This is a genomic window from Bacillus cereus group sp. MG1, from assembly GCF_040460035.1.
GTDB classification, from domain to species: Bacteria; Bacillota; Bacilli; order Bacillales; family Bacillaceae_G; genus Bacillus_A; species Bacillus_A cereus.
In genome coordinates, this window is the sequence record NZ_JARVGY010000004.1 from 197330 (window position 1) to 209898 (window position 12569).

The following is a 12569-nucleotide window of genomic DNA, read 5'->3' on the forward strand; positions in this document are numbered from 1 at the left end:
TTTATTCTCTACAAACAATTTTTTCTTTTTTCTCCTTATGAAAAAGATAAGTTCATGCTCTCCAATTTTATCTTTTCTATTTGTGAATTTGTAAGACAAAAAAAGAATCCTTATAATAAGGATTCTGATATGCTCCCTATTAGGTAGACAGATAAAAAATAAAAATCTGTTATCTAAGGGGAGTATTTTTTATGGCTAGAATGAAATATTCTAAAGCTGAAAAATTGGTGATTTTAGCTCTTTATAAAGATGGTCATCATTCAATAGCTGACATTACGGCAAAGTTTTCTGTTGATCCTGGGACGATTAGAGATTGGAAAAGAAGGTATGAAGTGAATGGTGAAGACGGCCTAGAAGAAGCACTTTCTTGGAAGCGTTACTCAAAAGAGCTAAAGTTAGCAGCCGTCAATGATTATCTATCAGGACACGATTCGTTAAACAAGATTATCCAAAAATACAATATATCCAGTACTGCGGTTTTGAGAAAATGGATTAAAAAGTATAATAGTCATAGAGAACTAAATGATACCGGTAAAGGAATGACAAACTCTATGACAAGTAGAAGAAAAACAACGTTAGAAGAACGAATTCAAATTGTGAATTACTGTATACAACATCAGAAAAACTATCAGCTCACTGCCGAAAGTTATGAAGTTTCTTATCAACAAGTATATCAATGGGTCAAGAAGTTTGAAGCGAATGGTGAAGATGCACTACAAGATAAACGCGGTCGAAAGAAAGAAGAATATGAATTAACAGCTGAAGAAAAGTTTAAACTGGAAATGAAACGTTTAGAACGAGAAAATGAACGATTACGTGCAGAAAATGCTTTTTTAAAAAAGTTAGAAAAACTCGAAAGGAGGCGTCGTTAACAAGCGTTCGTCTACAAAATAAATATAGAGCGATTCAAGATTTACATGCGAATGAAAATTTGGCAGTAATCCTTTTATGTGAAATTGCCGGTGTATCTCGTGCTGCTTATTATAAATGGCTACAGCGTACGCCAACAGCTAGAGAATTAGAGAATGAAGCAATTCTTCTGGATATTCAAGCTATTTATGCACGAGTAGAAGGCATTTATGGGTACCGAAGAATGAAATTAAATATTAATAGAATGTATCATAAAAAGTTTAATCACAAACGCATTTATCGCTTAATGCACATTGCTGGATTACAGTCCGTGATTCGTCGGAAAAGAAAGCGCTATGTTCCCTCAACTGCGCAATATGTCGCTGAAAACCGACTAAATCGTGAATTTACTGCAAGCAAACCCAATGAAAAATGGGTAACAGATGTCACGGAGTTCAAATTAGGAAACGGAAGGAAAACGTATTTAAGCGCCATTTTAGATCTTTATGATGGGTCTATTATTAGTTATGTATTGGGACATTCAAACAATAATAAATTGGTATTTCAAACATTGGATCAAGCTATCACTATATTAAAAGAGAATGAACATCCATTAATTCATAGTGATCGAGGGTATCAATATACGTCACATGGGTTTAAGAGAAAGATAGAAAAGGCAAAAATGATTCATAGCATGTCACGTGTAGGAAAATGTATAGATAATGGACCAATGGAATCGTTTTTGGGGACGTTGAAGTGTGAAAAGTATTACCTACATAAGTATGAGACATTTGAAGCGTTACAACAAGCGATAGATAATTATATCCAGTTTTACAATAATGAACGTTACCAAGAAAAATTAAACGGCTTAAGCCCATTAGAATACAGGGTTCAAGCCGCTTAAAGTATTTTTTATTATTTCCACTGTCTACTTGACAGGGAGCTGTTCATTCTGCAACAGGAAAGATCGAACATATATTAATAAAAAGAATTACTCATATTATAATTTGAAAATAAGCCATAAATATTAATAAATTTTATAACGAATTGAATATTCGCACTAACTTTATTATAATTGATTAAGAGTTGGAGTAGTAATCTGTCATCTGTTCCTTTATTTTAAAGAAGGTTGATTTCAACCTTCTTTTTTTTGTTGTTTTTCCCTCCTTTAAAAAAAGGAAAAAGAATTACTTAATGATTATGGAAATTGCTTTTTTGTAGACTAGTTGTTGCTTACCATGAACCATCATAAGAATGGAAAATTTATCCGTTGCAATAATCTGCCCAAGTATAGGAACCTCACTCTTTAAAAATATAGTAAAATTCCCTTTTTCTTAGTAACTTAATTCTATTTAATTATCTGAATATAGGTAAGTTCAAAAGAGCTTTGAACACGAAAAAAGCGAAATCCTATAATTTTTTGTTCAGTATTAACGTGTGCAGAAACATACAATTTTCGCGAAATAATATGGTGAACCTTTACAATTTACTTCAGGCTATATGTCTAAAAATATATTGAATTTATCTCTAAGTATTTGATAATATTGTTTCACTGTTATTTCTTTTTTAGACTTCTTTCCATGCCGAGTTTCGGTAAAACTTTTCTCAGTAAGTGCAATATGACCGTTTCCAATTAATTTGCAAATAATACTCCCCTTATTTACTGGCGATTCTAGATGCTCTATAACCATATTTTGTATAGCATTTATTTTCTTTTCATCAATTGCATTTAAATAAAAAGCGTAGCCGATAGACCAGGTATCAGTAAGATCCGAATCAAGAAAATGAGAAGTTTCCCCATTTTCCCCTTTTTTCATTTCAAATACATAGGTCCCTTTCTCTGTATTTTGCCTACGAACACGATATTCTCCCGTTACAGAAGTCACACTGTCACCATGAAAAGGAACAGGATGTAAAGGAAGATAGGATGCAAAACCAGCATCTATTATATAGTTTTCATTTTTGTGCTGTAAAACAATAAGTGCGTGTCCATCATCCGGGTTCCACTTTCCTAGTTTCGAATCATAAAGAGTTCCAGCTATTCGATACACATTAAATCCACAATCACACAAAAAATAATATAACAAAGAATTAATCTCATAGCATAATCCGCCACGATTCTTTAAAAGTAGTTTTTCTTCAATAGTTTCTCTAGAAAATTCTTGCATGTTTCCTTCCATGATGTCTATGTTTTCATAAGGTACTAAGTGCCCCATCTGTAAAAGAATTGTATGCAAATCTTCAAACTTCACATTTTCTTTTGGTGGAATTTTTAACTTTAAGAAAAACTTTTGTTGTAAATCAGTTAACATTATATATCCCCTTCCATTTATAAAAAATTAATTTAATATTATATTAAGAATAAAGGTTATAAAATATACAGAGTGAATAACAAATTTCAGAGAACCATGTAACATTAAACATTAGCGGACATTTAGAGGCAAACACTAAAAAATCTCTTATTTTTTTAAATCCACATTTTTGTTATTTGGGTATTTTTATTTATTCTGCCAAAAGGAGAATAAGTTTAATTCAGAAGAGAGCTAAATGTGATTTCAAAAAGTGTATTTCGTGATACATCTAAGAATAAAATTTTTTAGATGTAATTATTATTAATTTGTATTTTTAATTAAATTTTTTATTTAAAGTCCATTAGTCACAGGTAAATTATGTAAACATTTGCAACTTTCGAGTAGCCTTTAATTCTTCTATTTATACATATAATACTCTTTATATCGTTCGAACTTCGATTTTTTTGTTTGTGGTGGTATTATGGATGACTTTAATGATTTAGATGATGCTACTTGCTTTGGCATTTGTAATACGCCCCGTTTCTTGAGTTCTCTATACAAACTACTCACATTGCACCTCAGTTTTTTTGCAATAGTTGGATATTCCTCTCCTTGATTAAATAATTGTACTGCTTTTTTACATTTTGAGTCCCATTTTTCTTCTGTTGTTTGAAATTTTTGATTTCGTTTTTTAACTATATTTCTAATTTAATTCTCTCTCGTTCTATTTTACACCGCTTGGCACAATACTGTTCTGCGTCTGCATGACGTCCGAAATGCTCCTCCTGTAAACGTATCATTTGTACTTTTTTCGCAATTTCTCTCAATTTACAGTCACCTCATTTTGTTTAGTGAATTCTACAAGAACTTGATCCCACAGTCACCGTTTATAAGTAGGCTATAAATGCTCACATTACCCTTAATATAGCTTTTAATATACTAATTCGAAAAAATATAATCCTCTCTATTTTTACACAATTGTAAACTATAGTAAATTGATAATATTGACACAGAATATTCTAAACCTTAATTCTCACTATGCACATAAATAAACTCTATATTTTCTTTGCTTGAAAAATGGAGAAATTAGCCCAAATCTAAGTTATAGATGTATACACCTATCTTTATTACAAATACTTTACCTATTGTAGCTAGGGCGCAATAAAAAAGAATGCAGACATGTAATCTGTACCCTTTGTAAAGGACATTTTGAAAAAAGTTAGGCAACATCAAGAAGATGATTTCTGTATCCAACAGGGGTCATCTTTTTTAAATTCCATTGATATCTATAGTGATTATAGTACGTCATATATTTCTTAATCTCTTGTTTCAACTCAGTAAAAGACTCGCAAGGTTTTATATGTGCTTCATCTTTCAGATGACCAAAAAATGATTCTTGTGGAGCGTTATCCCAACAGTTCCCTCTTCTTGACATAGATTGTCCGAGCTTTAGCTTTTTGACTAATTTTTGGTAGGTAGGGCTTGTGTAGTGGGCTCCTTGATCTGAATGAATATATGCGCCTTCAGTCAATGGAATCCTCTTATTCCGTTTTAGTTTATGAAGAGTTGTTGTTACGAGGTCTAATGTCATCTGTTCTGAAACATGGTAAGCTAAAATTTCATTGGTTGAGCCATCTAAAATTGTAGATAAATGAGCTCTTTTATTCTTACCTTAAATTAAATAAGTGATATCTGTAAGAAGCGTTTTTCCTGGGATATTTTGTTTGAATTCTCGATTTAATTGATTCGGCACTACTCGATGTTCTTTTGAAGCTTTCAGCATTCTTTTATAAGGATTTGCTTTCCGAATTGGACAGACAATCTCATATTTTTTCATGATTCTACGGATACGCTTTGAATTGTAGACAACTTGAAAATGACCCACCAATGTCATTTTTATTTGACGAGCCCCTTTTTTTCGATTTCTAAATCGAAGTGCTTTTAATATGATTTCTTTCACGATTTCATCTTGATTGTTCTTTTGTTTCCGTTGTTCTTGAGATGAAATGGAAAAATAATTATAGTATCCCGAACGGGATACACCAGCTACTTTACACAAATAACTCACCATATTTCTTAAGTTATATTTTATGATAACAGAACGAATCAGGATATATTTCTGACTAGGTGATAACGTTATTTCCTTCTCATCCTCCCTTCCATAAGTTTGATCTTTTTTAACAATTCATTTTCTGCCTTTAGTAAGTTCCGTTCGGCTTCTAAACGAGCATACTTCTCTTCTAACGTAAGCTCTCTCTCAAGAGTTCTTCCCGCGTTTTCGGTGCGTGTATCTCGCAAACCAAATACACCATTTTTCCTGTAAGCAGCACGCCATCTACTTCCTGATGACATAATTCGTTTCATTCCAATTATATCTATATCAAAACCACATTCTTCAAAAATATTTCGAGGTAGTTTTCCTTTCTCATTTTCCTCAATAAAAATACGCTTAAATTCATCTGTATAAGTGATACCTTTCTGACTTACAGATTTTATGTAGGGGTTATTTGATAGAATTTGAATGTCTCTTTCCGTAAATAGCTTTTTTGTCATTTTGAACTTTCTCCGATCCCAATTTTCTCTCATTATACAAGAAATACCCTATAGAATACACTTTTTTTCAGTGTCTATTCTATAGGGTACATTTTAATGTTTTGCACTCTTTTTTATTAACTCTTATATCATTTTTTCACCACAGTCAGCTCCTCAAAGCTCAAAGTTCTTAAATGACTCTGAGCATTATTTTTGTATGAATTAAAGATTTTACTTAATTAAGATTAGATTACTATAGACAATTGATTTTTTTATATTAAGTTTATAGTTTTTTGTCAAAATAGTTTAGAGATTCATGTCCTTGTACACTAGCAGATGGGATATAGATGTTATAATACTAATTGTATGAACTTAAGAAATCGCACTTATCTAAATATAAACTTTGTTTATTTAGATACTTCAAAAATTCTACTAATACATAAAAATTAAGGAGTGAAAGTAATTGAAACTAACACATGCCACTTTAGAGATGGATTCTAATGGGAATATTCGTAAAGAAGATAACATGGTCACAATCATTGTAAAGCCAGACACAGGTAACTCTGTTCGTTTATTTTGTAAGATTGATCCAGATCAAAATACTATTATTGCTTTTAATACGGCCATTATGGGTATTGTCTGTCCTTGTTGTAATTCAAACACATTTACATGTTCTACACTCTATAACAAAAGACATAAATTACTTCGTGAAGCCTATGAGCTTTTAAAAGAAAATCATTCTATTCGTTTAAAATTATTATATGACCAATTTGGAGAATTAACAGTAAAGTGAATTTAACCATACACCAGTTCTCTATTCAATAGCATACAGAATGTAATAATAATTCTTCAATTTACAATAATTATCTCATATAATGTATCCGTTAAAAGTGTATTTAACGAACAGTTTGATGGATTTCATAGAATTGAGTATAGTAGAGGTATCAATTATATATTGATACCTCTCTTCTTTTTCAAAAACTATTATGGTATCCATATATGTAATCAAGTTATTTATTAAAATAGCATTCTAGCTCAAAAATCCGAATAGTTAGTTTAAATATCGGTTTAAGTATTAGTTTAAAAAATAATTTACATTATTTGATTTGATGTGTACAACATGAGCAACCAATAAAAAGAAAAGTTTAAAATACTAATAGATAAACATAAAAGTAAAATGCCCTTGTATATCATAGAGTATGCAGAAATGAAAACAGCCCTCTCCCCCGCTACATTATATGCTTACATTACTGAATTTGAAAAGTTTCTAAAATGGCTTATAAATAATCGATTAGCCGTTGAAAACGGTAAGGTGGTCACTAATATATGTAATGTACCAATTACAACACTAGAAAATTTACCATTAAATGAAGCTAGAATTTTTCAAAGATATCTCCAGGGAGAAGGTATTGAGACAAAAGCCATTAACAGAACTTTCTCTGCTTTAAAATCCCTATTCAAGTACTTAGCTCAAAATACAGAAAATGAACAAGGGGAAAATTACATCTCACGTAATGTAATGAAGAAAATTGAACTGCATAAGGAGAAAGTAGATGCAGCAGCAAGAGCAGGTGACGTTGCAAACATGATATTTAATGAAAAAGATGATGTAGCTTTTCTTCAATTTCTAGCAAATGATTATGGTGAAATGTTGAAAGATATATCACCAAAAAAATATAGTTTTTTTCAGCGTGATAAAGAAAGGGATATAGCCATTATAAGCCTCATTTTAGGAACTGGGCTTCGAGTTTCCGAGGTAGCTAGTCTTACTATATCTAGTATAAACTTCCGTCAAGGGAAAGTAAAAGTGACGCGTAAAGGCAATAAAAGATCCTCCATATTAGCTACTCACTCTTGCTTAGATGATGTTCAGGAATATATTAAGGTTCGTCTTAGTAAATATAACTGCCCCCAAGATGAAGACTTACTCTTCGTAACAAATTATAAAGGGAAATATACGCAGTTAACTGTTAGAGCTATACAGAAGTTATGTGACAAATATTCAAGTGCATTTGATGAGAAGCGTAGCCCTCATAAACTACGACACACATATGCTACAAATCATTATAAGGAAAACAAAGACCTAGTATTACTTCGGGATCAACTTGGCCATACTTCTGTGGAAGTTACTAGTATCTATACAAATATTAATAATGAGAAAAAACGTGAGGCTGTTGATCGCTTGGAAAGAAGACAATTCGAATAAAAAATATTAATAATTGCACAAAATCAACATTTTTTGCGATTATTTAGAGGAAGCTATTGTTATAGCTTCCTCCTCTTCATTAAAGTACCTAATAAAATCTCTTCACTTTTTATCTCATTCAAAAAAATTTTCTAAAAGCTCCTCAAGCTCTTTAGATAAGACATTCTTCCTACAGTTAATTAATAACTCAGGGAGAGTTGATTGTATAAATAACCAAAATGATTCAACATGCGCTGCTACAAACTGTTTACCTTTAGAATGTACACAATCGTTTCTTAAAGTCCTCCAATATTCCATTTGTGTAATTATCGATTCGCTAACTTCAAAATAGCGACTATGTGAGTTTCCTGAAGCAATTAAGTTGAATACATTTCTTTCCCAGAATTCATCGTTTGGAATTTCTTCTATTTCACTTTTCCATTCTCTACCATATATTCTATTGAGAGCATATGGATTTTCTAATACTCTGTGCTTTACTACATTTAAGAAAGACAAATAAGACATTATATATGCTGACCTATAAGCCCCTGCTTTATAACATAATATCCCCTCTTCAATAAGACTCTTAGCAGCTTCCGGAAATTCTATGTCACTAATAAACTTTTCTATCCCTAATTTCACTTTCTTTTCTCCTTTAACTTTTTCATCATTTAAAGAACGTTAACTTTAATTTCTTTTTATATTAATATGCCAACTCATCTTTCAACTCTTCAAGATATACATCCCTAACTAATTTAAAGAAACCTATATATTCTCCGAAATAATCGCTAAATTGCTTTATAAACCCTTCTCTTTCTTCAACATGATGAGACTATATAAACATACTCCCCATCAATTCACCTATCTCTCTTTCAATTTCTTTTAATTCATCTGCCGATATACCTTGCGGGTAATCATTAAACCACTCCAACAATCCGCAATTAGCTCCTCGATTCTGAGCGGAAATTAAATCCCCTTTTTCCTGCTATAATAAATGTGTCTAAATCATTTAAAAATAGACGGATTATATATGAAGTACTAACATTTTCGATACTATGTTTCATATTTTCTCCTCCTTATCATTTTTTTCTTCCAATGAAATGTGTTTGTTATACCATTTATTTATTTTTCCTTTGTAATACTTTTCGACTTCGTAATCCGGAATCCAAATTTCACGATCATTGATTTTACTCATAACACTTTCTAAAACAGCCTCATGTTCTCTCGGTTTCAATCTACGGTTATGAACTTTAATCTTCTCTATATAAGCCTCTCTCAGCCAAGTTGATATGGTTTCACGCTGTTTTTGCTTTAGGTGAGACCATTTCTTATTAATTTGCAATAGTTGTCCCTGAGGGCTCCTGATATGATTCTTTATTGCCCTTCACTCCCCAATCGTATTTTTTCTTATTTGAACCACAGACGTAGTAGGCCTCGAATCGAATCACGGCATACGCTTTAACAATTTTACGAATTGAACCTTATGAAAAAGCATCCAATCAATAAAAAAAGGACTAGATGATAAATCCTAGCCCTTTTTATTATACATTAAATTAGTGTATCAACCACCGTGATCTCCAACTGAAAGACTTTGAATGACTTCGTAAGATTGTGGAGTTTTCGCTGTATTCGTCACACCTATAGTCAAGGTTATAGCCGTGACAATTCCCATTAAACTGAATACTATTTTTTTCATTTTAAAGCTCCTTCCTCAAAAAATTTTCGTTTCGCTTTCAACCCTAAATGGAAATACTTACTCGCCGCATGATGATTCTTTTCATCATAAAATTTTGTTCCCAGCGTCTCATAAGACTCTTGAACATCTTCATACAATCCTTCTCTTTCGAAGTAATCAATTCCTGCTAGTACTACTGTTTCAAGTATTTGAGTAGGTGAAGCATTGTTTAGCTCTTGTAAAATGAGATATCGATGTATAAACTCTTCTTGATTTAGTTTTTTACTAATATTTAAACCGTTCTCTATGAGTTCTGCTGCGACATCTCGCTCGTCCAGTTTGTAATGTTCCAATGCCTTTGCATACATGGCTTTGTAATGGTTCGGAGACTTTTCAATGACTTCAGATAAATAACGAATCGCTAAAGATGATAGGTTTTGTTTAGAATACATCCAACCCAAATTATGGCGCACCATAATAATAAACTTATCTTCTCCGATTTTTTGGAACTTGTCCATTGCAGCCGCAAAATGTTCCTCTGCTAATGACCATTCTTTTAAGTTTATACAAGCTAACCCTAACAAGTTCTCACAAAAGCCGACATTACGCTCATAATCAGCATGGGCTAAAAACATTTCTTTTGCCTTTGTTGTGTACTGAAAAGAGACCAGTGAATCACAAATATCAAAATGGAATGCACCTAACTTATAATAAAATTCAGCTTTCTCAACGTCATCATTGATAAGCTCTAATAATTTTTCGGCTTGATCAAAGTGTTCTTTTGCAACCTTATAACTACCAGTTCCACTAGCATGGATAGCTTTAAAGAAATGATAATAATAAGTTAAAGTGTTGTTAGAAGGAATCTCAAAGGATTCTACTTTATCAAAACTACTTGTAGAAACACCTAAGTTATCAATTACATATTGATGACGAAAATCTAATAATGAATAGTATAATAATAAGTTCTGATCTTTTATATTTTGGATTTTACCATCAATTTCTTCTTTTAAACGATGCGCATTGCTTATGCGCCGTGCACGAATTTCCACATACCAATCATTTAATAAGCCCAGAATCTGTTCGTTTCCTTTGATTGCTATATTCATAATCCACCCCCTCAATACCAATTATCATATGTTCTTTTAATAATATAATAACAGAATTTGTAATTTAATAGGTGTATTTTTGAATATACATCAATAAAGTTCTGAATATTACCACTATTATTCTGAGACTATAGTAAAACAAGAACCCCAAAATGAAATGAGGTTCTTGTTTTACCGTTCAATACTATTCTATAAACCTAGTACACTAACAATCTGACATGCCTTTGAATTTACAATATGATAATACATCTCTAATCCCCTTCTTTCCGAACGAAGAATCTTCCCACGCATTTTAGATAAATGCTGAGATACGGTAGATTGAGGAATATCTAATAGCTCCGTTAATTGTGTTACATTACAAATCTTGCGGTGTTCTAGCTCCTTCACGATTTGTAACCTAACTGGATGGGCCATAATCTTTAATAATTCTACATCCGCCTCTGGGATTTTGTGCATTTCATTACTTACTTGAATAGTTGTCATTTTAATTTCTCCTTTTTAGTTTCCTTTTTTATTTTTAAGTTATAAGTATTTTGTGTTTGTATGAGTATATCGATTATAATCGCTGTGTTATTTGTTCTTTTGTCTCTTTATCAGGTTTAATATATAAAAGTACTATGATGGCTAAAAATCCAACAAATGATAGCATAGGTATCGAGATGAAACCAAATAAATTCAAGTAATCTTCTGTACAAGATATTCCCACTGAACATATCTTCATCTCACTAGCAGGAAACGTTTGAATTGTAATTTGATATACAGATAATATTAATCCGATACACGCAAATGGGAATGCATATGTGTTGACATGCGGATCTCTTCTATACATTCCTATCCCCAATATTAATACTAATGGATACATGGCCATTCTTTGGTACCAGCACAAATCACATGGTGGTAGCTTCATCCATTCACTGAAAAACAAACTAATTAACATTGCACTTGTAGCGATGGTCCAAGCGCAGAAAATATGATACTTACGGAACAGTTCCATTTTGTATACTCCTCACACGATTTTAATTGCATGCTATACACTTTTCTCAAGCATATATGCTTCAATTTGTTTTCGGTGTTCCATGTTCATAAAATCTACTTCAAAAGTGGTGTTATGGTTTGCCATATCTAAAAATCTTTCACTTACATACTTTTCTAGGTCAGTTCCTTTTAGATTTATAAAATCTTTTTTTGGTAAATAGATGAATAACTCATTATATGGCACTATATGCCCCAAGAACTGAATATGGATAAAAGGCGTCCATTCAAACTCGTCCATCTCTCCAAAATCAAATATCCACTCTTGTCCGAGCAAAAATCCAATTAATCCGCTTTTGGCCATAGAATCAAACATATGTCCATCGTCTATCGGTACAAAATATGTACTTGCCTTTTGAATGAAATCTAGTAAAACATACTTATCAGGATCCATCGGCTTTCGTACTCGGTTTATTAACTGCTTCATTCTAGTACTTACTGTTTCTATTATTTCAGACTCATTTACTAGTATATGTATAATAGAATCTTTTGCTTGTTCATCGAATGCGGACTGAAAATTCGCATGTGATAGTATCTCTCGTTGATATATTTCATCCTGTAAAAATCTTAATATAATTTCATGGCTGTATGTCGGTTCAACATGCGAAAGGCAATCTATGAGTTTTCGTAAAAAATCTTTTACATGTTTATTTTCACCTTTAGAATAATCTGGACAATAAGTTCCGATATACTGAATACCTGGTGAATTAGAAAAACGAAAATACGGTTCTAAAGATTTCGTATCAAGCATGTGATACTACCTCACTTTTCTATTTAGAATGTCACTAACTTATTTCCGTATTTGGAATAGCCTGTTTCTATGGATAGTATCCAATCATTTACTGCGTGATAGGTAATCCTTTGAAGTTATCTCTAGATTTTCCCCCACCTCACAC

General features: G+C 31.9%; 10 protein-coding genes and 5 pseudogenes. 3 read left to right on the forward strand and 12 right to left on the reverse strand.

The features are described from left to right. The first annotated feature begins 191 nt into the window (after positions 1–191). Positions 192–1753 (forward strand): IS3 family transposase gene (locus QCI79_RS32490; RefSeq protein ID WP_087973166.1). Its coding sequence is split into 2 segments (ribosomal slippage): positions 192–825 and positions 825–1753, totalling 1563 coding nucleotides; the frame shifts between segments, so codons are not numbered across the junction. A 283-nt stretch (positions 1754–2036) separates the two neighbouring features. Here QCI79_RS32490 and QCI79_RS32495 read toward each other — a convergent pair. From QCI79_RS32495 to QCI79_RS32510, 4 genes and pseudogenes are all read right to left on the reverse strand, one after another. Further along, positions 2037–2183: pseudogene (locus QCI79_RS32495) on the reverse strand (RNA chaperone Hfq); the annotation flags it as partial. 162 nt (positions 2184–2345) lie between these two features. After that, entirely contained in the window at positions 2346–3161 is an 816-nt protein-coding gene (locus tag QCI79_RS32500; protein ID WP_021728496.1) for an arylamine N-acetyltransferase family protein, read from the reverse strand. Positions 3162–3557: 396 nt separating this feature from the next. Next, positions 3558–3967: pseudogene (locus tag QCI79_RS32505) on the reverse strand (hypothetical protein). Positions 3968–4359: 392 nt separating this feature from the next. Continuing rightward, positions 4360–5693, reverse strand: a pseudogene (locus tag QCI79_RS32510) (IS3 family transposase). Between the two features lie 442 nt (positions 5694–6135). On the opposite strand from QCI79_RS32510, the gene QCI79_RS32515 reads away from it, so the two are divergent. Together QCI79_RS32515 and xerS are read left to right on the forward strand one after the other, a co-directional pair. Continuing rightward, entirely contained in the window at positions 6136–6465 is a 330-nt protein-coding gene (locus tag QCI79_RS32515) for a hypothetical protein (RefSeq protein WP_021728458.1), read from the forward strand. Between the two features lie 327 nt (positions 6466–6792). After that, positions 6793–7878 (forward strand): annotated as a pseudogene (xerS, locus tag QCI79_RS32520) (tyrosine recombinase XerS). Positions 7879–7992: 114 nt separating this feature from the next. On the opposite strand, the gene QCI79_RS32525 reads toward xerS, so the two are convergent. From QCI79_RS32525 to QCI79_RS32555, 8 genes and pseudogenes are all read right to left on the reverse strand, one after another. Continuing rightward, the gene (locus QCI79_RS32525; RefSeq protein ID WP_021728460.1) at positions 7993–8499 is read right to left on the reverse strand and encodes a hypothetical protein; all 507 of its coding nucleotides are present in this window, start codon (positions 8497–8499) and stop codon (positions 7993–7995) included. A gap of 61 nt (positions 8500–8560) precedes the next feature. Next, positions 8561–8921 (reverse strand): annotated as a pseudogene (locus tag QCI79_RS35105) (hypothetical protein). Next, on the reverse strand, positions 8918–9235 hold the full coding sequence (locus tag QCI79_RS32530) for a hypothetical protein (RefSeq protein ID WP_031303369.1): 318 nt from the start codon (positions 9233–9235) through the stop codon (positions 8918–8920). The pseudogene QCI79_RS35105 and the gene QCI79_RS32530 overlap by 4 nt, the downstream one beginning before the upstream one ends. A 183-nt stretch (positions 9236–9418) precedes the next feature. After that, the gene (locus QCI79_RS32535) at positions 9419–9553 is read right to left on the reverse strand and encodes a hypothetical protein (protein WP_000724740.1); all 135 of its coding nucleotides are present in this window, start codon (positions 9551–9553) and stop codon (positions 9419–9421) included. After that, positions 9550–10641, reverse strand: a complete 1092-nt coding sequence (locus tag QCI79_RS32540) for a Rap family tetratricopeptide repeat protein (RefSeq protein ID WP_021728464.1) — start codon at positions 10639–10641, stop codon at positions 9550–9552. Before QCI79_RS32540 ends, QCI79_RS32535 begins: the two co-directional genes overlap by 4 nt. A 189-nt stretch (positions 10642–10830) precedes the next feature. Next, on the reverse strand, positions 10831–11124 hold the full coding sequence (locus QCI79_RS32545) for an ArsR/SmtB family transcription factor (RefSeq protein ID WP_021728465.1): 294 nt from the start codon (positions 11122–11124) through the stop codon (positions 10831–10833). A 73-nt stretch (positions 11125–11197) separates the two neighbouring features. Then, a complete protein-coding gene (locus QCI79_RS32550) occupies positions 11198–11635 on the reverse strand; it encodes a disulfide oxidoreductase (RefSeq protein ID WP_021728466.1) in 438 nt (145 codons plus the stop codon). A gap of 33 nt (positions 11636–11668) precedes the next feature. Continuing rightward, on the reverse strand, positions 11669–12424 hold the full coding sequence (locus tag QCI79_RS32555; protein WP_021728467.1) for a hypothetical protein: 756 nt from the start codon (positions 12422–12424) through the stop codon (positions 11669–11671). Positions 12425–12569: the final 145 nt, after the last annotated feature.